At 34.6% G+C, this 22,111-nt stretch carries 23 protein-coding genes; 6 read left to right on the forward strand and 17 right to left on the reverse strand.

Annotated elements, in window-relative coordinates; translation table 11 throughout:
• The first annotated feature begins 153 nt into the window (after nucleotides 1-153).
• A complete protein-coding gene (locus N4T20_RS21340; protein WP_260671074.1) occupies nucleotides 154-1,224 on the forward strand; it encodes a serine hydrolase domain-containing protein in 1,071 nt (356 codons plus the stop codon).
• Nucleotides 1,225-1,476: 252 nt separating this feature from the next.
• Here the strand turns inward: N4T20_RS21340 and ftsY are convergent, their stop codons facing one another.
• From ftsY to N4T20_RS21395, 11 genes are all read right to left on the reverse strand, one after another.
• Nucleotides 1,477-2,430 (reverse strand): signal recognition particle-docking protein FtsY, encoded by a 954-nt coding sequence (gene ftsY, locus N4T20_RS21345; protein WP_260671075.1) that lies wholly within the window; start codon nucleotides 2,428-2,430, stop codon nucleotides 1,477-1,479.
• Between the two features lie 189 nt (nucleotides 2,431-2,619).
• Nucleotides 2,620-2,772 (reverse strand): DUF4295 domain-containing protein, encoded by a 153-nt coding sequence (locus N4T20_RS21350; protein WP_008468081.1) that lies wholly within the window; start codon nucleotides 2,770-2,772, stop codon nucleotides 2,620-2,622.
• 73 nt (nucleotides 2,773-2,845) lie between these two features.
• On the reverse strand, nucleotides 2,846-3,028 hold the full coding sequence (rpmG, locus tag N4T20_RS21355) for a 50S ribosomal protein L33 (protein ID WP_008253902.1): 183 nt from the start codon (nucleotides 3,026-3,028) through the stop codon (nucleotides 2,846-2,848).
• Between the two features lie 27 nt (nucleotides 3,029-3,055).
• Entirely contained in the window at nucleotides 3,056-3,292 is a 237-nt protein-coding gene (rpmB, locus tag N4T20_RS21360; protein ID WP_008468080.1) for a 50S ribosomal protein L28, read from the reverse strand.
• 71 nt (nucleotides 3,293-3,363) lie between these two features.
• Nucleotides 3,364-4,617, reverse strand: a complete 1,254-nt coding sequence (locus tag N4T20_RS21365) for a competence/damage-inducible protein A (RefSeq protein ID WP_260671076.1) — start codon at nucleotides 4,615-4,617, stop codon at nucleotides 3,364-3,366.
• A gap of 182 nt (nucleotides 4,618-4,799) precedes the next feature.
• Entirely contained in the window at nucleotides 4,800-5,144 is a 345-nt protein-coding gene (locus N4T20_RS21370; protein WP_008468078.1) for an Hpt domain-containing protein, read from the reverse strand.
• Nucleotides 5,144-5,755 (reverse strand): fumarylacetoacetate hydrolase family protein, encoded by a 612-nt coding sequence (locus tag N4T20_RS21375; protein WP_260671077.1) that lies wholly within the window; start codon nucleotides 5,753-5,755, stop codon nucleotides 5,144-5,146. The genes N4T20_RS21370 and N4T20_RS21375 overlap by 1 nt, the downstream gene beginning before the upstream one ends.
• Before the next feature lie 86 nt (nucleotides 5,756-5,841).
• A complete protein-coding gene (locus N4T20_RS21380; protein WP_111363996.1) occupies nucleotides 5,842-6,612 on the reverse strand; it encodes a 3'-5' exonuclease in 771 nt (256 codons plus the stop codon).
• 219 nt (nucleotides 6,613-6,831) lie between these two features.
• Complete coding sequence (locus tag N4T20_RS21385) at nucleotides 6,832-8,190, reverse strand: dihydrolipoamide acetyltransferase family protein (protein WP_260671078.1); 1,359 nt, start codon at nucleotides 8,188-8,190, stop codon at nucleotides 6,832-6,834.
• An 84-nt stretch (nucleotides 8,191-8,274) separates the two neighbouring features.
• On the reverse strand, nucleotides 8,275-9,438 hold the full coding sequence (locus N4T20_RS21390) for a glycosyltransferase family 2 protein (protein WP_260673131.1): 1,164 nt from the start codon (nucleotides 9,436-9,438) through the stop codon (nucleotides 8,275-8,277).
• A 31-nt stretch (nucleotides 9,439-9,469) separates the two neighbouring features.
• Nucleotides 9,470-10,651: a hypothetical protein gene (locus N4T20_RS21395; RefSeq protein WP_260671079.1), complete on the reverse strand. Its 1,182-nt coding sequence runs from the start codon at nucleotides 10,649-10,651 to the stop codon at nucleotides 9,470-9,472.
• Between the two features lie 123 nt (nucleotides 10,652-10,774).
• Between N4T20_RS21395 and N4T20_RS21400 the strand changes: the two genes are divergently transcribed.
• A complete protein-coding gene (locus N4T20_RS21400) occupies nucleotides 10,775-11,356 on the forward strand; it encodes a hypothetical protein (protein WP_260671080.1) in 582 nt (193 codons plus the stop codon).
• Between the two features lie 193 nt (nucleotides 11,357-11,549).
• On the opposite strand, the gene N4T20_RS21405 is transcribed toward N4T20_RS21400, so the two are convergent.
• The gene (locus tag N4T20_RS21405; protein WP_260671081.1) at nucleotides 11,550-12,740 is read right to left on the reverse strand and encodes a DUF5009 domain-containing protein; all 1,191 of its coding nucleotides are present in this window, start codon (nucleotides 12,738-12,740) and stop codon (nucleotides 11,550-11,552) included.
• A gap of 111 nt (nucleotides 12,741-12,851) precedes the next feature.
• Here N4T20_RS21405 and N4T20_RS21410 point away from each other — a divergent pair, with 111 nt between their 5' ends.
• On the forward strand, nucleotides 12,852-13,589 hold the full coding sequence (locus N4T20_RS21410; RefSeq protein WP_260671082.1) for a tyrosine-protein phosphatase: 738 nt from the start codon (nucleotides 12,852-12,854) through the stop codon (nucleotides 13,587-13,589).
• Nucleotides 13,590-13,595: 6 nt separating this feature from the next.
• Here the strand turns inward: N4T20_RS21410 and N4T20_RS21415 are convergent, their stop codons facing one another.
• Nucleotides 13,596-15,014, reverse strand: a complete 1,419-nt coding sequence (locus N4T20_RS21415; protein WP_260671083.1) for an undecaprenyl-phosphate glucose phosphotransferase — start codon at nucleotides 15,012-15,014, stop codon at nucleotides 13,596-13,598.
• A 149-nt stretch (nucleotides 15,015-15,163) separates the two neighbouring features.
• Between N4T20_RS21415 and N4T20_RS21420 the strand changes: the two genes are divergently transcribed.
• Nucleotides 15,164-16,129: a T9SS C-terminal target domain-containing protein gene (locus N4T20_RS21420; protein ID WP_260671084.1), complete on the forward strand. Its 966-nt coding sequence runs from the start codon at nucleotides 15,164-15,166 to the stop codon at nucleotides 16,127-16,129.
• 85 nt (nucleotides 16,130-16,214) lie between these two features.
• On the opposite strand, the gene N4T20_RS21425 is transcribed toward N4T20_RS21420, so the two are convergent.
• From N4T20_RS21425 to N4T20_RS21440, 4 genes are read right to left on the reverse strand one after another with little or no spacing between them, the layout of a single operon-like run.
• Entirely contained in the window at nucleotides 16,215-17,051 is an 837-nt protein-coding gene (locus N4T20_RS21425; RefSeq protein WP_260671085.1) for an alpha/beta fold hydrolase, read from the reverse strand.
• A gap of 60 nt (nucleotides 17,052-17,111) precedes the next feature.
• On the reverse strand, nucleotides 17,112-18,254 hold the full coding sequence (locus N4T20_RS21430; RefSeq protein WP_260671086.1) for a helix-turn-helix domain-containing protein: 1,143 nt from the start codon (nucleotides 18,252-18,254) through the stop codon (nucleotides 17,112-17,114).
• Between the two features lie 40 nt (nucleotides 18,255-18,294).
• Nucleotides 18,295-18,990 carry a DUF4386 domain-containing protein gene (locus tag N4T20_RS21435; protein ID WP_260671087.1) on the reverse strand — a complete coding sequence of 232 codons (696 nt, stop codon included), beginning with the start codon at nucleotides 18,988-18,990 and terminating at the stop codon, nucleotides 18,295-18,297.
• A gap of 19 nt (nucleotides 18,991-19,009) precedes the next feature.
• A complete protein-coding gene (locus tag N4T20_RS21440) occupies nucleotides 19,010-19,441 on the reverse strand; it encodes a DUF6326 family protein (RefSeq protein ID WP_260671088.1) in 432 nt (143 codons plus the stop codon).
• A gap of 205 nt (nucleotides 19,442-19,646) precedes the next feature.
• On the opposite strand from N4T20_RS21440, the gene N4T20_RS21445 reads away from it, so the two are divergent.
• Both N4T20_RS21445 and N4T20_RS21450 read left to right on the forward strand, forming a co-directional pair.
• The gene (locus N4T20_RS21445; RefSeq protein WP_260671089.1) at nucleotides 19,647-21,512 is read left to right on the forward strand and encodes an ABC-F family ATP-binding cassette domain-containing protein; all 1,866 of its coding nucleotides are present in this window, start codon (nucleotides 19,647-19,649) and stop codon (nucleotides 21,510-21,512) included.
• A 99-nt stretch (nucleotides 21,513-21,611) separates the two neighbouring features.
• Entirely contained in the window at nucleotides 21,612-22,091 is a 480-nt protein-coding gene (locus N4T20_RS21450) for an FKBP-type peptidyl-prolyl cis-trans isomerase (protein ID WP_260671090.1), read from the forward strand.
• Nucleotides 22,092-22,111 lie beyond the last annotated feature (20 nt).

Here is a 22,111-nt window from a genome sequence, read left to right on the forward strand (position 1 = left end):
CCACTCTCATCAGGGCTAGGGCTTCCGTTTTCAAAAGAAATTTCTTGGACTACAAAGATACTCTTATAATCATCAAAAGAAATAAAAAATCAAAAAACACATTAAACTATTTTGCATATTTTTGGTCAAACCCCAAAACCAAAAACTAAAAACATGAACCGAATAATTTGCACCATCCTGACATTCTTATCATTAACCTCATGCAGTAAAGATTCAGCAGAACAAGACCCTCTTCCGGCTCCCGAAGAAAAAATGTATTTTCCTCCATTAACAGGAACAGCTTGGGAAACAAAATCTATCGCCGATCTAAAATGGAATCAAAATGCAGTACAGCCGCTTCTAGATTATTTAGAACTCAAAAACTCTAAATCATTCATGATTTTAATAAACGGACGAATTGTTTTAGAAAACTATTTCAATAACCATACAGCCACAACAAACTGGTATTGGGCAAGCGCAGGAAAAACATTAACCTCAACCATGACAGGAATTGCTCAGCAAGAAGGACTCTTAAACATCAACAATAAAGTCTCTGATTATATTGGAACTGGCTGGACAAGCGAACCCCTTGCAAAAGAAAACTTGATTACCTGCAAGCAACTTTTAACCATGACCTCTGGACTTGACGATACCTCAGACGAAGTTGATCCAGAAGATTTAATCTATAAAGCCGATGCAGGAACAAGATGGGCTTATCATAATGTATACGTAAAACTTCAGGATGTTGTAGCAAAAGCAAGCAACCAAACTTGGGAGAATTATTTCAATACCAAATTAAGAGACAAAATCGGCATGAATGGCACTTGGGTTCAACTTGGCGTAAATAGCGTTTACACGAGCACAACAAGAAGCATGGCACGTTTCGGATTATTAATGCTGAATAAAGGAAAATGGGAAAATAACATCATTCTGAATGAAGCCTTCTTTAATGAAGCAACCTCAACTTCTCAAAACATTAATTTAGGTTATGGGTATTTGTGGTGGCTAAACGGAAAATCAAGTTATCATTTGCCGCAATCTCAACTAACCTTTCAGGGAAGCGTTATCCCAACTGGACCAACTGATATGTTTATGGCTTTAGGAAAAAATGATCAGAAAATATATGTAATTCCAAGCAAAAAAATGGTCGTCATCAGAATGGGAGATGCTGCAGACAACGTAAATCTGGCTTTATCCGATTTTGATAAAACGCTATGGGAGAAAATCAATGCATTATACCAGTAAAAAAAGAGCTTTTAAATAAAAGTCGTTAAAAACACTTTTATTTAAAAGCTCAAATATTTTTAGAACAATAACTAGATAAAACTATCGGTTTGTTTTTATTCTTTTAAGAACCCCTAAAAAGAATAAAACAATTCCCAGTACCAATAGAATATAATATATTGAGATATTCTTATCCTTTAAAACATTTGCCAATACAAAAGATATTACACTAGCAAAATAGAACGTTAGAGCTGATATATTTTTCATTACATTTTATTTAAAGAAGCTATCAACAAACTCGTATTTATTAAAGACCTGCAAATCTTCGATTCCTTCACCAACACCAATGTATTTCACCGGAATTTGAAACTGATCTGAAATACCAATTACAACTCCTCCTTTTGCAGTTCCATCCAATTTAGTCACAGCCAATGAAGTAACTTCTGTCGCAGCCGTAAATTGTTTTGCCTGTTCAAAAGCATTCTGCCCAGTTGATCCGTCCAAAACCAAAAGCACATCGTGAGGCGCATCGGCAACCACTTTCTGCATGACGCGTTTAACTTTTGTAAGCTCATTCATCAAGTTGATTTTATTATGAAGACGACCTGCCGTATCAATAATAACAACATCAGCATCTTGCGCAACCGCCGACTGCAAAGTATCAAAAGCTACAGAAGCAGGATCGCTTCCCATTTGCTGTCTTACAATAGGCACATTTACACGATCAGCCCAAACTTGCAATTGGTCGATCGCTGCAGCACGAAATGTATCTGCCGCACCTAAAACCACTTTATGACCTGCTTTTTTAAATTGATAAGCCAATTTACCGATTGTTGTAGTTTTTCCAACTCCATTTACTCCAACAACCATTAAGACATAAGGCTTTTTATCTTTTGGAATTTCAAATTCTGTCGCTTCACCTGTATTGGTTTCAGACAATAAAGCCCCTATTTCATCGCGAAGAATTTGATTTAACTCCTCTGTTCCAAGATATTTATCCTCAGCAACACGTTTTTCAATTCTTTCAATGATTTTCAAAGTAGTATTTACCCCAACATCCGAAGCTACAAGAACTTCCTCCAGATTATCTAAAACATCATCATCAACTTTAGATTTCCCTGCAACGGCCTTGCTTAACTTCGAGAAAAAAGTAGTTTTCGTTTTTTCAAGACCTTTGTCTAAAGTCTCTTTTTTTTCGGTAGAGAATAATTTTTTAAAAAAACTCATTTTTTTGTAGATTATTTAGATTTACTAGATTTCTCGATTTTCAGACCAGAAACCCAAATCTTTAAAGAAAGCGCAATTGTGCTTCAAAAAAAGGCCAATTGTTACGATTCTTTAAATTTTTAGACAAATATAGGCAATAAAAAAGCTACTTCCGAAAGAAAGTAGCTTTTCTATATAATGTAATTGTAATTATTTCTTTTTCAAGAATTCATCAACTTCTTCAGGAGCCATAATAGATTCTACGAATGTATATGCACCAGTTTTAGGAGATTTTACCATTTTGATGGCTTTTGATAATCTCTTAGAAGATGTTTGTAACGATGCTACGGTTTTCTTTGCCATGATTCAAATGTTTTGGAATTCAATAAATCTTCAAATGAAAAACCATTTGAGATTGTATCAAAATCTCTAATTATTACTTAATTTCTTTGTGAACAGTTACTCTTTTTAAGATTGGATTAAATTTTTTAATCTCTAATCTATCTGGAGTATTTTTTTTGTTCTTAGTTGTAATATATCTAGAAGTTCCTGGAACACCAGAAGTTTTGTGCTCAGTACATTCTAAAATTACTTGGATTCTATTACCTTTCTTTGCCATCTTGCTATATATTTATTTAGGAAAAGATTATTTGATAAATCCTTCTGACTGCGCTTTTTTCAAAACTGCAGTGATTCCATTTTTATTAATTGTTTTTATCGTAGATGCTGCTACTCTAAGAGTAATCCATCTATCTTCTTCTGGAAGATAAAAACGCTTTTTAACTAAGTTTACAGAAAACTTTCTCTTAGTTTTGTTCATAGCGTGAGAAACGTTATTTCCTACCATCGCTCTTTTACCTGTAAGGTCACAAACTCTTGACATTATACTTATCTTTTATCGTTATTCAAAATCAGGGTGCAAAGAAAAGAAAAATAAACCATTGTAGCAAAAAATTATTGCACAAATTTTAAAATTTCTTTCTGTAATATTTCTAAACTCTTAACAGATGCCCTATCTATCACTTTTTCACGCGGTTGTCCGAAGTTAAATTCTTCTGTAATCACTCCCTCTGGCGTTGCTAAAGCAATAAAAACAGTGCCAATTTCGGCATCAGAATCGCCTTTTGAAGGTCCTGCATTACCCGTCGTTGCGAGCGCATAGTCAGTTTTCAGCAATTCTTTAGCACTCAAAGCCATAGCTGATGCGACCTCAGCGCTAACGACCGAAAACTGGTTTATCAAATCCTGAGAAATTCCTAAAACATTTACTTTCGCTTCTGTCGCATAAGAAACAACACTCCCTTTAAAATAATTTGATGAACCCGGAACAGATGACAGCAGCGAAGCAATTCTTCCTCCCGTGCAACTTTCTGCTGTTGAGATTGTTTTATTTTGCTTAGAAAGTAATTTGCCAATTACGGTTTCAATGGTTTCATTTTCTTCGTAACCTACAATTATATCATGAATTATGGCATCCAACGATTGTACATTACGCTCTATAGCCTCTTCTAATTCTTCTTTATCGGTTCCGCGGGCAGTCAAACGCAAACGAACTCGTCCTGGATTTGGCAGATAAGCCAGTTTTATAAATTCCGGAAGATTATTTTCCCATTGCTCAATACGCTCTGCGACTAAACTTTCGCCCTGACCATAAGTCAAAATCGTTTTATGGATAATATAAGGACGTTTATATTCGCGGACGATTTTTGGAATTATCTCCTCTTCAACCAAATATTTCATTTCGTACGGAACTCCTGGAAGCGAAATAAAAACTGTATTTTCCTTCTTCATCCACATTCCCGGCGCAGTACCAACTTTATTATGCAACACCGTACAAGTTGAAGGAACCAGAGCTTGATCTTTATTCAATTGAGAGATTGGCCTTTTGTAAAAACCTTCAATCAGCTCTGTAACGTGTGCTAAAACTTTTTGATCCACTACTAGTTCGTCATCAAAATACTCACAGAAAGTTTTCTTGGTAACATCATCCTTTGTCGGCCCTAACCCACCTGTCACAATTACAACATCTACCCTATTTTGCAATTGCGCAAAAGTGTCTAAAATGTGTTTTTTATCATCGCTAATTGACAGCATTTCTGCCACCTCAACTCCAATTCTGTCGAGTGATTTAGCAATAAAAGCTGAATTTGTATCTACGATTTGGCCAATTAAGATTTCATCTCCAATAGTAATAATTGCTGCTTTCATATCAGTGAAATATTTTTGTTTCTTACGTTAAGCAAGACTATAATTTATAAGTAGAAAATTTAAATTTTGTTTTAAAGGAAGTTATTGACAGCTTTTACAGACTATAAGCCGTTTACAAAATTTAAAAAATGATTTTGACTTATTCCTTAATTCAAACAGATTAGGAATAAGTCAAATTTATATTAAAGATCAAAGTCTTTTTTTATTTCTTTAATCGCTTCTTTCACCTGCACTTTAATGCTTTTAAAAGTTTCGATAATATCTTTTTTCTTGCCTTCAGCTTTTGTCCATGCTTCTACTTGCAAGATCTCTTCAAAAGCTACATTCAGCCCCATTAAATCTAACGTCGGCTTTATTTTGTGCGCATACGAATAGGCATATTTATGATCCTTCTTTTTAATTCCTTCTTTAATTTGTTTTAAATCTTCCGGAACTTCTGTAACAAATAAAGTTAAAATTTGATTTACAAATTCAGGATCGTTATCTGAAAGCGCATATACTTTCGAAAGGTTGTACTTTAAAGCCATTATTTTACTTGTATTCTGAATAATTTTTTATCTTCTAAAAAGCCTTCTAAAACATCATTTGGTTTTACAGCCGCAACACCTGCAGGCGTTCCTGTAAAAATAATATCTCCAATTTTTAAAGTAAAAAACTGAGACACATGAGCAATTAATTCATCAATCTTCCAAAGCATCATGCTTGAGTTTCCTTTTTGAACTGTTTCAGAATTGCTTCTTAATTCAAAATTAAGATTTTCCATAGAAACAAAGTCAGTTTTTGGCAAAAAATCTCCAATAACTGCTGAGCCGTCAAATGCTTTGGCTTTTTCCCAAGGAAGCCCTTTTTCTTTCAATTTGCTCTGTAAGTCTCGAGCCGTAAAATCGATTCCCACACTTATTTCGTCATAATATTTATGAGCAAATTTTGGCTCAATATATTTTCCGACTTTAGCAATCTTCACGATTATTTCTACTTCATGATGAACATCTTCAGAAAATTCGGGAATGACAAACGGATGCTGTTTCAGCAAAACCGCAGAATCTGGCTTCATAAAAACGACAGGCTCACTCGGGCGTTCGTTTTTTAATTCTTCTATATGATTGGCATAATTTCTGCCGACACAGATAATCTTCATTTTTTTATAGGTTCTAAGACGCTAAAGTGCTAAGGTTCTAAGGAAGCAAAAAACTTAGCATCTTAGAACCTTAGTAACTTAGCACCTTATTTCGTATTTAACTTTCTTAATTTAATTGCTGTCAAAACTTTTTTAGTGTACAGCGGAAAATCAGCATTTTGAATCCAGCTGAAATACCCAGGCTCTGTTTCTAAAACTTTTTCCACTTTTGCGCCTTTGTGCTTTCCAAAAGTAAAAATTTCTTCGTCATCTTTATCAAAAGCAATCATTCCTGCAAAATCGGCAATTTTTTTACGGGTTGTAAATTCAGACAGCGATTTGATATCATTTTCCAGTTCTGGATAACGATCTAACTGCGCTTTCAAAATTTCGTAAGTTGCCATAGTATCTGCTTCTGCCGAATGGGCATTGTCTAGACTTTTTCCGCAATAAAACTTTAAAGCCGCACTTAAAGTACGCTCTTCCATTTTATGGAAAATAGTCTGCACATCTACAGAAACTTTGTTTTTCATATCAAAATCGACCCCTGCGCGAAGCAATTCTTCTGCTAAAAGCGGAATATCAAAACGATCTGAGTTGAAACCGCCCAAATCACTATCTTTGATCATATTGTGAATGTGTGGCGCAAGTTCTGCAAAAGTTGGTTCATTAGCCACTTTTTCATCGGTGATGCCATGAACCGCAGTTGTCTGTGGAGGAATTGGAATTGTTGGATTAACCAGCCAGGTTTTACTTTCTTTGTTTCCGTTAGGAAAAACTTTGAATATTGAAATTTCTACGATTCTATCTTTACCGATATCAATTCCCGTTGTTTCGAGATCAAAAAAGCAAATTGGTTTGTTAAGTTTTAATTCCATTTCTATTTTTTATAAGTTTACAAATGTAATTTTTAAAGCGGAATATCTTCCTTTATTCTGAGTTTTTTTGCCGAAAAAAAGCTTTCAATTAGCGATTTTAACTTTTTCCAAAATAAGCCCACAGCCTCATTACGCATTTCCACTTAATTCTTTTCTTACAAAAGAAAAAATCCGACAAGTTTTAAACCTATCGGATCTGATTTTATTTTTTAAATGATTTTAGAAATCTCTATCTACATCAAAAGCTTCCAAGTATTCTGCTACTCTTTTCACGAAACTTCCTCCTAAAGCTCCATCAACAACTCTATGATCATAAGAGTGCGACAAGAACATTTTCTGACGGATTCCGATGAAATCTCCTTCTGGAGTTTCGATTACTGCAGGAACTTTACGAATTGCTCCTAGCGCTAGAATTCCCACTTGAGGCTGATTGATAATTGGCGTTCCGAAAACACTTCCAAAAGTACCCACGTTTGTCACCGTATAAGTTCCGCCTTGCGTATCATCTGGTTTTAGTTTTCCTGCTTTTGCACGGTTTCCTAAATCGTTAACCGCTTTTGCCATTCCAACAAGGTTTAACTGATCTGCATTTTTAATTACAGGAACAATTAAATTTCCGTTTGGCAATGCTGCCGCCATTCCTAAATTGATATTTTTCTTTTTAATGATGTAATCTCCGTCAACAGAAATATTCATTCCAGGGAAATCTTTTAAAGCTTTTGCAACAGCTTCCATCATAATTGGAGTAAAAGTCAATTTCTCGCCTTCTCGTTTCTCAAAAGCAGCTTTTACTTTGTCTCTCCATTTCACAATGTTTGTCACATCTACTTCGATAAAAGACTGTACGTGAGCCGAAGTCTGAACCGAAGCTACCATGTAACCAGAAATCAGTTTACGCATTCTGTCCATTTCAACAATTTCATCAGCACCGTTTACAGAAACCGGAACTGCTTGCTGGCTTTTTTGAACAACTGGCTCAACTGCTTTTGGAGCTTCAGCTTTTGGAGTCTCAACAACTGCTTTTGGAGCTGCTTCAACTGCCTGAGGCGCCTGAACAGAACCTGATTTACGATTTTCAACGTATTTCAGAATATCTTCTTTTGTAACTCTTCCGTCTTTTCCAGAACCTGCAAGATTTTCAAGCTCATTTAAAGAAACCCCTTCTTCTTTTGCAATATTTTTCACCAAAGGAGAAAAGAATTTATCTGATCCTGAAAAATCATGAGAAGCCACAGTTTCTTTAACCGATTCGATTGTTTTTTCGATTTCGACAGCTTCTGTAGGAGCGGCAGTTTCTGGAACTGCGTTTACAGCTTCTGGAGCCGCTGTTTCTCCTCCTTCAGTTTCAATAATGGCAATGGTCTGCCCCACTTGCACTAAATCATCTTTACCAAACAATTGCTCAACTAAAATTCCTGATACTTCGCTAGGCACTTCGCTGTCAACTTTATCGGTTGCAATTTCGAGTACGGCTTCATCAGCCTCAATTTTGTCTCCAACTTCTTTCAACCAGTTTGTAATGGTTGCTTCAGCGACACTTTCTCCCATTTTAGGAAGCTTTAATTCAAATCTTGCCATATTGTTAATCTAAAAGATGTTTTTGATTTTCAGATTGCGAATTTAACGAAAATTTTAAACATAAATTACACTTAATATAATTTTTTACTCAATTTTCATGATTTGCCCTCTGTCATTCCTTGAATTACTTCCAATAATAAAACCTGTATTTTTGGGAAAAATTTTAAAAGTAACCTGCTTATCTTTAAGAGTTTCTATGATTTCGATACATTTTTTGAATGAAATATAGTGATTATCCAAAATGATCTCTGCCGTTTTACCCTTGAAAATTAGGTACGAATTTACCATTTTTTCTCCTTTGAAATCTAAAAAAGCAACTTTATTTTCCAAAATCGAGGCCAGTTTTTTAGCGAAATTCTCATTTTCGGAATACAAAAAATAACTTTCTGGCAATGGATTTTCTTTTGGTTTTCCCTGAAACTTTTTAGCACTTGAAAACAAAAAGGCGCCAATTTGAATAAAAAAACTAAAGAACCAAGATTGTTTAAAATGCTTTTGATAAAAGAAATTCATTGCCTCCTGAAAACGCATCATATATTTTTCATCTTTTACCGTACTTTCTCCTTTATAATGCAGAACGGCAGTTTCATGAAAATAAAAATTCTCTTTTTGCATTTGCAAAGCGCGATAAGACAAATCAATATCATCGGCATACATGAAACAGTTTTCATCAAAACCGTTTAAATCTTCATACAGTTTTCTTTCTAAAAACATAAAAGCGCCAACGAGAATATCTACTCTCCCTGTTTCATTTTCGTTTAAATGCTGGGCGTAATATTGATTAAAAAGTCTGGTTTGGGGAAAAATTTTATACAATCCGAATATTTTTGTGAAGGCAACCCAAGGCGTTGGAATTCCTCTTTTGCTTTCTGGCAGAAACTCTCCAGTTCCGTCAATTAGTTTACAGCCCATAATTCCGAGATTGTTTTGCCTTTCGGCGAAAGCCATAATTTTTATAAAAGTATCTTCTGCAACAACAGTATCAGGATTCAAAATACAAACATACTTCCCTTTCGCTTGACGAACGCCAATGTTATTGCCTTTGGGAAAACCAAAATTCTCTTTGTTTTCAATGAGTTTTATGTCTGGAAATTTTTCATTCATCATCAAAACACTTTCGTCAGATGAATTGTTGTCGACCACAATAATTTCTGCATCGACTGTCGCAATTGCTTCCTGCACGCTTAAGAGGCATAGTTCGAGGAAGTAGCGCACATTGTAATTTAAAATAACAACCGATAACTGCATGAATAATTGGGTCTGTAGATTTTGGCCGAAGTTAGAAATTTTCTGATAACCCCAAACGCAGTGACCAATCGTTTTTACTGATTCCGTAGTCCAAAGCCAAATTGCTTCCATTACGTTTGTTCCATTTTATACGAATTCCGGTTCCTACTGCGGGATTCCATTTTTTAAACTGATAGGTATCTAGTTTGGAAACCGATGAAACATTGGTAAAAAAAACAGCGCCAAAAAATCCGTTACGGCTTATGTCGGTTCTGTATTCGGTTTCAAAATAAATTAACGCATTGCTTCGATACCTGTTTTTGGTAAATCCGCGGCCCGTTTTTCCTTCACGATCCCAACCAATACTTGGCAAATCCAAATAATGCGGTTTTCCGCCAAATGTAGACCAATAAAAGGCCCTTGAAGCCCAAACCCGATGTTTGGTTTTGCTAAAAGAATGATATTTTCGGGCATCAAAATACAATGACTGCCACTTGTCTCCTTCTACTCCGCTGGTATTGAGTCGCAAATCGGCTTCGACATACAAGCCTTGTTCGGGATTAATAATATTTTCTCTGGAGTCGTACAAGCCTTGAATTGCAAATCCGAACGAAGTCTCATCAGAATAATCGCCATTCATATATTTGTAGTAATCGGTTTCTCCATCGATATAAGATTCTTCAGAAATGTTTTTATAATTATCCAGAAGAAAACCAACTCCCAAACGATAATTGCCAACAATCTGCCTTGTAATAAATTGGTAAAAGCGCCACTGCTGATAATCGAGCGTAGAGATTTCCTTTTTTGTATTATCTTCACCCAATCCGTAAGTATCCTGAGGATAAATCATATAACGATAATCTCCCATAAGATTCCATTTATTATCTTTTGTATAAATATAAGATTGGATCGGAAATACAAATTGATTGCTGAAACTAAAGTAAGGCGAAAAGGTTATCTGTGACATTTTGGTTCTTTCGGCATCTCCCAAATAAAAAGTAGTCAAAAAAGAAACGACTAAACCATTGCTGGAATTAACACCTACCGGAACGGGCAACAGCGAAAAAGTCAGTTTTCTTTTTCTATCTGGGCGAATTGTATCCTGCTTATCAAAAATTTTATGGATTACGTCTAAGATATCTCTAGTTTCCACAGCTGTACTATCATTTTGAGCCTGACAAAACGATCCTACCATCAATAAAACTAAGACGTATTTAATCTTTAAATTATTCACGCACAATATTTTAAAAACCACCTCTTACAAATTTAAAATTTTCTTAAGAATAACAATCCTTTTTTTTGCGCAAAAAATGAATTTCAGATGAATCAAAAAAGTTACATTTGAAATGCTAAATTTATGATTTTGAAAAACTTGCAAACACTACATCTTTTATATTTTTTACCCCTAATGCTTCTTTTTGGTTTTTCTGAAATGCATCAGAAAAATGAAGTAAACCTCGTAAAATCAAATAAATGGTTTATTGCCGGCCCCACAATAGAGAATGAAGAAAAAATAAACCAAATTCGATTAGAAAAAGGAATTGTTGCAGTTACAGCGCAAGACAATCCAAGGGGAGAAATAGAACTGAATGTCATGATTACACCTTCTGAAACCAATGACGGGATTCCAACGCATCTTTCAGAGGATTCTAAAGCAGTAGAAATCAGCTACGAATCGACCCAAATTATAAAATTACAGGCAAGAGAGGGAAATGCTGAAGGAACGGGTTGCGTACATGGAGGCTCGCATCCAAGAGTTGCAATTCCTGCTTCGCCAAAACATTTTTCTACCATAAAAATTCCGTGGTCAAGTTTCAGACAAGACGAGCTTCCAAATGGAAAACTTTTGAATATCAATAATGTATGTAAATTCAATTTTGTCAATTATAACCCAATTTCTGGTGCGGTTCTAAAAATAAAATCTGTTCGTATTTTATAGTTTTTTTGTTTCAAGTTTCAGGTTTCAGGTTTCAGGTTTCAGGTTTTAGGTTTTAGGTTTCAAGTTTCAGGTTTTATGCGAAACCCGAAAAATTGCGTATGTCTTTGCGAATTTTGCGGTTAAGTCCAACAACTTGAAACTTGAAACTTGAAACCTGAAACCTGAAACCTGAAACTTGAAACTAAAAAAAACCTTAAAGATGCAGCTGAATTTTATACTTATTCAAAATCTTCATTACAAAAAGCATAATTATTGAAAACAGCAGAGACCATAAAATTCCTGGAACTCCTACTCTGAAATAGCCCGGTATAATATGAAAGTTAAAAGCTTTACAGAAATAATAAATAACGCCTGGCAAAATATAAATCAATAAAGGGTTTGCGGCGGCGGGCATGAAAAACTCGCTCCATTTGGTTTGTTTTTTAACTTCCATCAGCCAATACAGGAAATAGAATAAAGTTGTACAAATTGCTGCCGAAAACATTGTCCAAGATGGCGTTCCTTTTATTTTTGATATTCCAAAATACGGGCGAAGCAAAATTGCTGTAATTGTAAATAAGGCGATAAAACCAATTACCGGCCAGTTGATTTTGGCACTTATTTTTCGATCAAAAAACAATAGCGAAATTATAATTCCAGCCGAAGTCAGCGAAACGTGTGTAAGATGCCCCGCTATAAAACTCAACCAAGGAGTGCTTTGAACAAAAGAATTTTCGATTAAATTAAAGGAATTCATGGCAACAGCAAAAACTAAAAAAGCAATCATTGCCCATAAGTTTCCCGAAACCAGCCAATAATAAATGACTGTAAAAAGGTACGCCCAACCTATCAGCCCTAGAATTCCCCACCATTTTGGTGTCATTCCTCGATCTCCTGTATCTTGAACATATATAAAGTAAAGCGCAATTAGAACCAAAATTCCTCCGTATTGCAAGACGTTTTTTAACCAAACTGGAAAGCCTTTTGGATATTTATTCCAAATCGGAATTGGCATTGCGTAAGCCAAAAGTCCCCAAAATGCAGGCGTGATAAGCATTTTAGCTGCATCATAACCATAGTCGGCATTGACCATAAAGACGCCAATTACGATAAGTGCAATAGCTCTTTTTAGGGTATGTGTCCAAATTGTTTTTGGGCTGTCCCCTTTTATTAATCGGGCATTGAAGGCGAACGGAATGGACATTCCGACAATAAATAAAAAAGCAGGGAAAACCAAATCAACAAAAGTCATTGCATCTGCATCTGCGGGCATATGCTTCATCCATTGCGGTACATTTTGAATGCTCGCAAGTTCATTTACAAAAATCATTACAAAAATGGTAATTCCACGCAAAGCATCAATTGAAACAATACGTTGATTAAACAAATTCTCTTTTATTTTCATAATTTTTTACTTTTTTACTAAAAATCAAATATAGTATAATTCTAAAATGTGCTGTTACAAATTCTAGATTAATTTTGCGCGTTATAAAACTGATTTATACATTTTTGTTAGATGCTATCATTCCTCAAATCAAAACCTGCATTAAAAGAACTGCTTGACGGCAGTTTTGTAGATATTCATTCTCATATCTTACCCGGCATTGATGACGGAGCAAAAAATATAGCAAAATCAATTGAACTGGTTTCGTCTCTGCAAAACTTTGGAGTTTCTCAAATTGTGACAACACCCCATATCAAACATCATGTTTGGAATAATTCTCCTGAGATTATTCAATCTAAGCTTCACGAGACCCAAAAAGCATTACAAGAGAATAAAATTAAGATGCCTGTTCATGCCGCCGCCGAATATTTTATTGACAGCTGGTTTGAAAATCATTTCAAAGAAGAAAAGCTTCTGACTTTAAAAGACAATTATGTTTTGGTGGAAATGTCCTATTTAAGTGCTCCGCTAAATATTTACAAAACGATTTTTGAAATACAAGTAGCGGGTTACGTTCCTGTTTTGGCTCATCCTGAACGATATGTTTTTTACCACAATAAATTTTCGGAATATGAAAAGCTGAAGAATACAGGCTGCCTTTTTCAGCTGAACCTTCTCTCTGCAGTAGAATATTATGGTTCTCCAATTGCTAAGATTGCCGATGAGCTTTTGGCGAAAGGAATGTATACTTTTTGCGGAACCGATGTTCATCATAAAAAACACATCGAAGCTTTTGACGGTAAAATAAAAATTAAAAATATTGACCCTTTAAAAGAAGTCATAGCCAATAATCAGTTTTTTAAATTCTAAAGAAGCTTAATACGCGTTTTCTTCGCCTTTAAAGATATTAATAATCGTCTTTACGATAATTTTCATGTCAAGCAAGAAACTCCAGTTTTCGATATACCAGATATCGTATTCCACTCTGTTTTCCATATCGCTTAACACTTTTGTTTCTCCCCTAAAACCGTTTACCTGCGCCCAACCGGTAATTCCAGGCTTAGCATATTGACGCACTAGATAATTATTAATAAGATCGCTGTACTCTTTTGCCAAATTAACCATGTGCGGTCTAGGCCCAACGACTGACATATCTCCTAGAAAAACATTAAAAAACTGTGGCAGTTCATCTATACTGGTCTTACGGATAAAAGCCCCAAATTTCGTAATTCGGCTGTCTCCCTTTTCTGCTTGTTTGTTATGCGCAAGCCCATTTACGTACATACTCCTGAATTTTATGCACATAAAAGATCTGTTGTCTCTTCCTGATCTTTCTTGTTTAAAAAAAACAGGGCCCGGCGATTCTAGTTTTATGATAAGCATAATTATAGGGAATAGCCACGGAAAAACGAGTAAGATAACCAGACTCGAAAAACAAATATCGAAAGCTTTCTTTAAAAGCCTGTTGGAAGCAAATTCTAAAGGTTCTGGACGAAACATCAAGACAGGCGTATTTTCGTAAAAAGCAACTTCTACTTTGCTTGCTTTTGTATAAAGCTGAAAATCGGGAATGAATTTGATGCGAATCATATTCTGTTCGCAAATTCTAGTCAATTCATTAATAATTTCGATATTGTCTATATGCAGCGCCACATACATTTCGTCAATTTTTTTATCGACCGCAAACTTTTCAATATCCTCAAATTTTCCAACAATCAAATCAGAATCAACATCTTGACTGCTATTTATTTCATCAAAAAAACCTAAAAAGCGATAGCCGAACGTTAAGTCTTTTGCAAGCACTTTACGGATTTTTTCGCTAGATTTATTTGCGCCTACAATTATAAAAGTCTTAAAATTATATCCTTTTGCGCGAACATATTTTAAAAGTTTCATCGAGAAATATCGAGAAACCATCAACAGCCCAAAAAATATGAGATAAAAATAAACCAAGCGAAGTCTTGAAATGTCGGTATATTTTAAGTAAACGACAAATATTGACACTAAGGCGGCATGAATTGAAATCTTTTTGATTGTTCTCCATAATATCGATTCTATGGGTTCGACCCTCACGCTTCGATTAGAATCTTTTTGGAGCAGCAAAGCAACCCATATTAAAATGGCTAAAAGAGAAATTGTTCTTTCGTCTTTAGACAATAGTTTATCTAAATTGCCAAATCTAGCCAGTGCAGAAAGAATGGTCGCAAGATTCAATAATACAACATCAACTACTACAAACAAAAGTTTATAATAACGTGAAATTCGGTAGTGTGATAATTTTTGTAAAATTTTCATCGCGGGGGCTTCGTTTTATCCAAAAGAATAAAAAAATGTTTACACTTAAAGTGATGCAAAATAACACTTAAATTATATTTTTTAAATACTTATTTCATTCTATTATTTAAAACTTTACTTTTATCTTATGCAGACTTAACATTGCTCCCATGCTAAAAATTCTATTTTTCTTCCTTACCATTACCGCTTCGGTTTATTCTCAAATTTCTGGCTGTACAGATCCGCTGGCAGAAAATTACAATGCTAAAGCTGGGCAAAATAACGGAAGCTGCAGCTATAAAAATCTAAAACTAAGACCTGAATATTCTTTTCGGCTAAGCGATTCGCTAAAGGAAACTTCTGGGTTAGTTGACTTTGAAAATCTGCTTTGGACGCACAATGACGATCACGACAAAACAATTTACGGATTGGATTCTTTAGGAAAAATTAAAAAGAAAATTGTTCTGGAACAGGCGGTAAATCATGACTGGGAAGAAATCTCGCAAGACAGCACGCACATATATATAGGAGATTTTGGAAACAACTATTCTGGAAACCGATCGGATTTGAAAATTCTTAAAATCGAAAAAAAATCTTTTCTTGAATGCAGTCCAACTATTGAAACGATTTCATTTTCTTATGCTGACCAAACTGATTTTTCTTCTTCAAAACCCAACAAAACCGATTTTGACTGCGAAGCTTTTATTGTTTCTAAAGACAGCATTTATTTGTTTACCAAACAATGGAAATCGGCTAAAACCAATATTTATGCTTTGCCGAAGCAAGGAGGAATACAAACGGCCAAATTTAAAGCAACACTCAACACCAAAGGTTTGGTTACTGGCGCCACTTATTTGGAAGATAAAAAACTCATTGCTTTGTGCGGCTATACCAAAGTAGGAAAACCATTTTTGTATCTGCTTTACGATTTTAAAAATCACGATTTTTTGTCTGGAAATAAAAGGCGAATCGATTTAAAACTTCGTTTTCATCAAATAGAAGGAATTGCAACAAAAGACGGTCTTCATTATTTCATGACAAACGAGTCTTTGGTACGAAAACCTATTTTAAACAATCCGCAGCAAATTCATTATTTAGATTTAAGTTCTGTACTAGGCTTGTATCTCCATAAATAATTGCGAATCATAGCTTTTTTTTTTGCGAGAAAAGCACAAAAATATTCTTCTGCCCAAATCTCGCAAAAAAACTAATAATTGCTTTTTATGGCAGTTTAGATAAAAGCAGATTAAAATTATCGACTACCAAACTTGGTTCATCGTTCATAATATAATGCCCAGATTTTGTCGTTGTGATATGCGTAAAATCAGAAACTCCGTCTTTTAATAATTCATGTGCCTTAAACCATTTTTGCTTATCTGATTCAGAAGTAGAGGCATCGACTTTTAAGCTCGAAATTACAATTACCGGAATATTTGGCAAATGCGGAAGTGTCGCCATATATTGAGAATCTTCTATTAATTCTCTAGCTTCGAGCGTTCCTCCAAAATCTGCTCCATAATTGGTCTTGCAAAGAGTATAAAGCATATCTTCGTCTTCTTGCGAAGGCTGATTGTAATACTCGTGCGAAGGATCTATAAACAATAATCCCGCAACTTTAGAAGGATTTTTAACGGCATAATCTCTAATAATCATTCCGCCAAGCGAATGCCCGATAAGAATAACTTTTCTGCCATTTGAAAAATTACTGATTACAGTTTCGAGTTCGCTTCTTAATTGATTTATATTTCGCGGTTTTGAATCTTTTTCAGATTTTTCATAACCTGCCCTATCGTATGTTAAGACATCTAATTTGGCATTTAGTTTTATTGGTATTTTTTTTTCGTCCCAAACGGAATGTCCATCTCCGAGCCCGGATTCAAAAACCACCAAATATTTTGAATTATGAATGATGGAATAAACAGCCAGTTTATGAGTTCCGACATTTACTTTGGTTTCTTTTAAAGTTTCAGTGTTATTATCACTGTCTTTGTCGCACGAAACGAATGTAAAAAATAAACTTAGGCCAATTTTTGCAATGATGCTTTTTGCTGATTTCATTTCTTTAAGATTAAAATTTTCAGCAAAAATCCCTTAAAAACAAAGGCTAGTCGTTCTGATTTATAAAGTAGAACCTATTTGTTTCTTATATTCTGACGGCGTTTGTCCTGTGACTTTTTTAAATGTGGTATTAAAAACCGTTTTTGAATTAAAACCAACAGCAAATCCAATTCCTAATAAACTTAATCGATCCGTTTCAGCATCAGCCATTAATTTTTTGGCTTCTTCGATTCGATATCTATTTATAAACTGATAGAAATTTTCATCAAACCCATTATTGATTACGTATGAAAGTATATGCGTAGAAATTTTCATCGAACCGGCCAATTTTACCAGACTTAAATCAAAGTCCAAAAAAGGCTTTTCGAGTTCCATCAATTGCAACAATCTGTTTTTTTGTTCCTGCAATTCATCATGGGTCAGCAATTGTTTCCGTCTGCCTTCCGGCAAAGTATTTTCAACGATAATAGTTTCAATTTCTTCTTTCTCCTTTAAACTGTACGGAAAGATTTCTTTTTGTTTCTGCCAATAATACGTTATGTAGAGGATACTTAAAAAGTAAATCAGACTGGTTAGGGTGTCAAAAGTTTTATTCCCTTCGGATATTTGAAAGACAATATCCAGAATCCAGAAAAACGTGATAAAAATTACGCCTACAATAATATTTTTCAGCCATTTTAAATCCAGATTTTCAGAAGTAGAATTTAAAAGTTTAATCGTTTTCTGATGTTTGGCAATTTTTCTGTAAGCCAGAAAACAATAAATAAAAACGTATAGACTGAAAATAAAATTAAATATCGCTATGGTTTTCTGTACAATTTCAGGACTAATATCTTCGGGTTCAGACTTATTATCTATCAGCCAAGAACAAACAAGGAGAATAAAAATTAGAAAAGCGAAACTAAAATGCAAGCAATCAATTGCTTTCCATTTTCTAACTGGTTCAATATAATAGCAAACACTGAGATAAAATACTGGAGCAACAACAAAACTGGAGATATTTATCAATTGATTCAAAATATCATCTTCGCCGAGTATTTTGCAGTCTACAATAACATTTTGCAATAAGATTAAAAAAATGCAGGCTATAAAAGATCCAAACCATCGATTGGCTCTTATGTTTATCTTATTTTGATTTATAAAAATTATAAAGGCCAGTAAAAATGCTGCACCACAAATTATTGCATTAAATATTGAATACATAAAACAATTTTGATCACAAATCTAAACAATTAAGTTTGCCTTACTCTGCAGAAAATACATCTGAATTGTTTTTCGCCCCCATTATCAAAAGCCACAAACAGGTTCCGATTTCTCCAAGACTTGCAGGAAGCCTCACATAAGATGATATTCCGAGTTCAGAATAATTAGGAGACAATGCGTTTCCAAAGAAATTTATCACATAGCCCAGACAGCCAAGCATTAACAATATCCCAAAAAATTTAGGAATTATTCCAGATTTAAAAATTAAACAGCCAAGCGGCAATAGCCAAAGTCCCCAAAATATCTGAACAATCAGATTTCCGTAATCATATTGGTTTAGATAAAACATAACCTGTTCCGCATCTTTCTGATGAGAACCGATGATAGAAAGCACAGCAAATTTATTTTGCATATTCACAAAAGAAATCGGCACGCTAACCACTGCCAAAATAACCATATAAGCGGCATAAGTCCTGTGGACTGGTTTTAATAATTTGTATAAAACCAAAGGCAGAAATATAAAAAAGGTGTAGCAGATTAAACCGCTTACGATTCCTAATCTAAAAAGAAACTCAGACTGGACAATATTGTTAAAAGTCACGGGAGCATTATCCCAAACAATTAATTTTGAAGGAACGTATCCTAAACTAAAAATTCCTGTCAGCACCACTACTAAATACAGCAAACCGGCAATTCTCCCAGTATTTCTAAACGATAGTTTTGATTCTTGATTCATGCTTTATATTTTTTAAAATTTAAAACTGTTTTGGCCATTTCAAGGCCGTCCAAAATATTATCGCTGTCAGAACGCTTTCTATTAATGCAAAAAAAACATAAAAGCTCCACCAAGGCGCAATAGTCGTGAAGGCGATTAAAAGCATGATTAGCGTGTAAACAATTCCAAAAATCATATTGAGGAGACGGTTAAAATTGGGTTTTAAAACAACCGATGCAAAAATCATCAATGCGGGAATTGCCATTAAAATCGCGGCAAGAAATAATTTTATTGGAGTATCTAAAAGTGTTTCTCCGCTTATAAAGTCCTCTACTTTCTTTGGCACATAAAGCGAGAAATAATCTCCGTACACATAACAAAACATTACTGAAGTCCACAATGCTGCAAGTTTGATTTTGGCATTAATCTTAAAATCTTCGTAACCACTAGAATTTATCTGTTTCTCGCTCATGTTTAGGAAATTAAATTTCAAATATGACGACTGTAGTTTTAAAATGTTACAATCCATTTTTACGATTAGCTTGTTTTCTAGTTTTACAAAAGCACAAAAACCGGCTTTAAGACCCGTTTTTTTTCTCTAATTCAAAAACCTATCTTTGCGCAACATTATTTAGAATTTTAATTAATAGAAACTGATATTTCAGTTAAAAATCTTCATGAATTACTTATCTGTAGAAAATATATCAAAGTCGTTTGGCGAAAGAGTCCTTTTTGACAACATTTCTTTTGGAATCAACAAAGATCAAAAAATCGCTTTTATTGCAAAAAATGGTTCTGGAAAAACAACCATCATGAGTATCATTAACGGGTTGGAAGAACCAGATACAGGGCAAGTTGTTTTAAGAAAAGGAATTAGAATGGCGTTTCTTTCTCAAGACAATAATCTGCAAGATGAGCTTACAATTGAAGAAAGCATTTTCGCTTCTGATAACGAAACATTGAAAGTTATCGAGGCCTACGAAAAAGCTTTGGAAAATCCGTCAGACGAAGAAGCATATCAAAAGGCTTTTGATGCTATGGATCAGCACAATGCTTGGGATTTTGAAACGCAATACAAACAGATTCTTTTTAAATTAAAACTAGAAGATTTTAAACTTAAGGTTAAAAGCCTTTCTGGGGGACAGAAAAAACGTCTTTCACTGGCTATAATCCTAATCAACCGTCCAGATTTATTGATTCTGGATGAGCCAACCAACCATTTGGATTTAGAAATGATCGAATGGCTTGAAAGCTATTTTGCCAAAGAAAACATTACGCTGTTTATGGTAACGCACGACCGTTTCTTTCTGGAACGCGTCTGCAACGAAATTATCGAATTAGACAACGGAAAATTATATCAATACAAAGGAAATTATTCTTATTACTTGCAGAAAAAGGAAGAAAGAATCACTTCTGAAAACGCCAGTATCGATAAGGCTAAAAACCTTTTTGTAAAAGAATTAGAATGGATGCGCCGCCAGCCAAAAGCGAGAACAACAAAATCTAAATCGCGTCAGGATGACTTTTACATTATTAAAGAAAAAGCCCAAAGCCGACGAAAAGAGAATAAAGTTGAACTTGAAATTAATATGGAAAGAATGGGAAGCAAAATTATTGAGCTTCATAAACTTTCTAAAAAATTCAAAGACAGAGTCATTCTGGATAATTTCAGCTTTGACTTTCAGCGTGGCGAAAGAATCGGAATTATTGGTAAGAACGGAACTGGAAAATCGACTTTTTTAAATTTGCTGACAGGAACAATTCCTCCAGACAGCGGGCGCGTGGTAAAAGGCGATACTATAAAAGTTGGCTATTATACGCAATCTGGAATTAATCCAAAGCCTGGACAGCGTGTTATTGATGTCATAAAAGAATACGGAGAATATATTCCTCTTGCAAAAGGGAAAATTATTTCGGCTTCTCAGCTGTTAGAGCGTTTTCTTTTTGATGCTAAAAAACAATATGACTATGTAGAAAAGCTGAGTGGAGGCGAATTAAAACGTTTATATCTGTGTACGGTTTTGATTCAGAATCCGAACTTTTTGATTCTGGATGAGCCAACAAACGATTTGGATATTGTAACGCTTAACGTTTTGGAAAGCTTCCTTTTAGATTATCCTGGCTGCTTATTGGTAGTTTCTCACGACCGCTATTTTATGGACAAAATTGTCGATCACTTGTTTGTCTTTAGAGGACAAGGAGAAATTGAAAATTTCCCAGGAAACTATTCAGATTTTAGAGCTTACGAAGACAGTGCCGATGTTTCTGCTGCAAAAGAAGAAACTAAAACAGAGAAAAAAGACTGGAAACAAAACAATACAGCAGGCAATCTGACTTTCAACGAACAGAAAGAATATCAGAAAATCGAACGAGAGATTAAAGATCTGGAAGCTGAAAAAGCCAAAATTGAACAATTATTCTCAGATGGAAAAGTTGCCGATGCCGATATCGAGAAAAAAGCGAACGAACTTCAAAATATAATCAATAAAATAGACGCTAAAGAAGAACGCTGGTTTGAACTTTCTGCCAAACTTGAAGGATAATTATGTTTTGAGTTTCAGCAATTAATGTTAATATCCATAAACCATCACAGCGACTCAAAAACTAATTTATATATTTACGGCTTTTAAAATAAATACCTCATGAAAAAATTATTAATCGCATTATTTACATTGACACTTTTCGTTTCATGCTCTAGTTCTACTCCTGACGATATTCTGCCACCGCCAAAGGACTACACAGCACAAAATGAAAAAGAAATTACTGATTATCTTGCTAAAAACAATTTAACAGCAACAAGAACAAGCACAGGATTGTATTACATAATCAAAACAGAAGGAACGGGAAAACAGCCAAGCGTACTATCTACTGTAACTGTTAAATACAAAGGATACTATACATCTGGAAAAATATTTGACCAAAGCAAAGATGCTGCTGGAGCTACTTTCCCATTAAGTAAAGTAATTCAAGGCTGGAAAGAAGGAATTCCATTTTTTAAAGAAGGAGGAACTGGAGTTTTGCTTATACCATCGCATTTAGGTTACGGAAGTTATGATGACCCAAGAGGTGTTCCTGCGGGTTCTGTACTCATTTTTGACATTGAACTAATTTCAGTAAACTAATTGTTGGAATCTGAAAAGTA

Source organism: Flavobacterium sp. TR2 (genome assembly GCF_025252405.1).
Lineage (GTDB): Bacteria > Bacteroidota > Bacteroidia > Flavobacteriales > Flavobacteriaceae > Flavobacterium.

What these genes read in the sequence shown, in the direction of transcription:
- N4T20_RS21340 (WP_260671074.1), top strand. Translation starts at nt 154, where the DNA reads ATGAACCGAATAATTTGCACCATCCTGACATTCTTATCATTAACCTCA.
- ftsY (WP_260671075.1), bottom strand. Translation starts at nt 2,430, where the DNA reads ATGAGTTTTTTTAAAAAATTATTCTCTACCGAAAAAAAAGAGACTTTA.
- N4T20_RS21350 (WP_008468081.1), bottom strand. Translation starts at nt 2,772, where the DNA reads ATGGCAAAGAAAACCGTAGCATCGTTACAAACATCTTCTAAGAGATTA.
- rpmG (WP_008253902.1), bottom strand. Translation starts at nt 3,028, where the DNA reads ATGGCAAAGAAAGGTAATAGAATCCAAGTAATTTTAGAATGTACTGAG.
- rpmB (WP_008468080.1), bottom strand. Translation starts at nt 3,292, where the DNA reads ATGTCAAGAGTTTGTGACCTTACAGGTAAAAGAGCGATGGTAGGAAAT.
- N4T20_RS21365 (WP_260671076.1), bottom strand. Translation starts at nt 4,617, where the DNA reads ATGAAAGCAGCAATTATTACTATTGGAGATGAAATCTTAATTGGCCAA.
- N4T20_RS21370 (WP_008468078.1), bottom strand. Translation starts at nt 5,144, where the DNA reads ATGGCTTTAAAGTACAACCTTTCGAAAGTATATGCGCTTTCAGATAAC.
- N4T20_RS21375 (WP_260671077.1), bottom strand. Translation starts at nt 5,755, where the DNA reads ATGAAGATTATCTGTGTCGGCAGAAATTATGCCAATCATATAGAAGAA.
- N4T20_RS21380 (WP_111363996.1), bottom strand. Translation starts at nt 6,612, where the DNA reads ATGGAATTAAAACTTAACAAACCAATTTGCTTTTTTGATCTCGAAACA.
- N4T20_RS21385 (WP_260671078.1), bottom strand. Translation starts at nt 8,190, where the DNA reads ATGGCAAGATTTGAATTAAAGCTTCCTAAAATGGGAGAAAGTGTCGCT.
- N4T20_RS21390 (WP_260673131.1), bottom strand. Translation starts at nt 9,438, where the DNA reads ATGCAGTTATCGGTTGTTATTTTAAATTACAATGTGCGCTACTTCCTC.
- N4T20_RS21400 (WP_260671080.1), top strand. Translation starts at nt 10,775, where the DNA reads ATGATTTTGAAAAACTTGCAAACACTACATCTTTTATATTTTTTACCC.
- N4T20_RS21405 (WP_260671081.1), bottom strand. Translation starts at nt 12,740, where the DNA reads ATGAAAATAAAAGAGAATTTGTTTAATCAACGTATTGTTTCAATTGAT.
- N4T20_RS21410 (WP_260671082.1), top strand. Translation starts at nt 12,852, where the DNA reads ATGCTATCATTCCTCAAATCAAAACCTGCATTAAAAGAACTGCTTGAC.
- N4T20_RS21415 (WP_260671083.1), bottom strand. Translation starts at nt 15,014, where the DNA reads ATGAAAATTTTACAAAAATTATCACACTACCGAATTTCACGTTATTAT.
- N4T20_RS21420 (WP_260671084.1), top strand. Translation starts at nt 15,164, where the DNA reads ATGCTAAAAATTCTATTTTTCTTCCTTACCATTACCGCTTCGGTTTAT.
- N4T20_RS21425 (WP_260671085.1), bottom strand. Translation starts at nt 17,051, where the DNA reads ATGAAATCAGCAAAAAGCATCATTGCAAAAATTGGCCTAAGTTTATTT.
- N4T20_RS21430 (WP_260671086.1), bottom strand. Translation starts at nt 18,254, where the DNA reads ATGTATTCAATATTTAATGCAATAATTTGTGGTGCAGCATTTTTACTG.
- N4T20_RS21435 (WP_260671087.1), bottom strand. Translation starts at nt 18,990, where the DNA reads ATGAATCAAGAATCAAAACTATCGTTTAGAAATACTGGGAGAATTGCC.
- N4T20_RS21440 (WP_260671088.1), bottom strand. Translation starts at nt 19,441, where the DNA reads ATGAGCGAGAAACAGATAAATTCTAGTGGTTACGAAGATTTTAAGATT.
- N4T20_RS21445 (WP_260671089.1), top strand. Translation starts at nt 19,647, where the DNA reads ATGAATTACTTATCTGTAGAAAATATATCAAAGTCGTTTGGCGAAAGA.
- N4T20_RS21450 (WP_260671090.1), top strand. Translation starts at nt 21,612, where the DNA reads ATGAAAAAATTATTAATCGCATTATTTACATTGACACTTTTCGTTTCA.